General features: G+C 60.6%; 1 protein-coding gene. It reads left to right on the top strand.

What is annotated here, in order from left to right; translation table 11 throughout:
- Positions 1–42: 42 nt before the first annotated feature.
- Positions 43–548: sensor histidine kinase family protein (locus tag CPA45_RS22575; RefSeq protein WP_208858590.1), on the top strand; the 506-nt coding region annotated here is incomplete at its 3' end.

Genomic DNA, 548 nt, shown 5'->3' with positions numbered 1-548 from the left:
TATCCGCACCGTGCACGGCATCGGTTATACCCTGGGTGACGCATGAAACTGACCCAACGCCTGAGCCTGAAACTGCTCCTGACGCTCCTCTTTTTGCTGCTGTCCCTGGCTGCCTGGTTTGCCGCAAGCGTGGTGGCCTGGCACCAGACGACCGACAAGCTCGATAAGCTGTTCGATACCCAGCAGCTGCTGTTCGCTCGCCGCCTGAGCGTCATGCATTTCGATGAACTGCGCGCCCCGCCCGCCTTGCTCGGGGAAAAGAAAAAGGTACGCCACGGGCACATCGACGACGACGCGCTGGCGTTCGCCATCTTCACCCGCGACGGCAAAATGGTGCTTAATGACGGCGAGAACGGAGAGGATATTCAGTGGAATTCGCAGCGCGAGGGATTCAGCGATGGCTATCTGCGTGACGACGATGACGAGTGGCGTTTCCTGTGGTTAACCACCGCCGACGGCCGCTACCGCATCGCCGTCGGCCAGGAGTGGGATTACCGGCGCGAAATGGCGATGGATATCGTGACCTCGCAGCTCACCCCGTGGATGGT

Origin of the sequence: Vreelandella nigrificans, from assembly GCF_002374315.1 — a bacterium.
GTDB classification, from domain to species: domain Bacteria; phylum Pseudomonadota; class Gammaproteobacteria; order Pseudomonadales; family Halomonadaceae; genus Vreelandella; species Vreelandella nigrificans.
The sequence above is the reverse complement of the archived record's forward strand: the minus strand, read 5'-3'. Positions and strand labels throughout refer to the sequence as shown.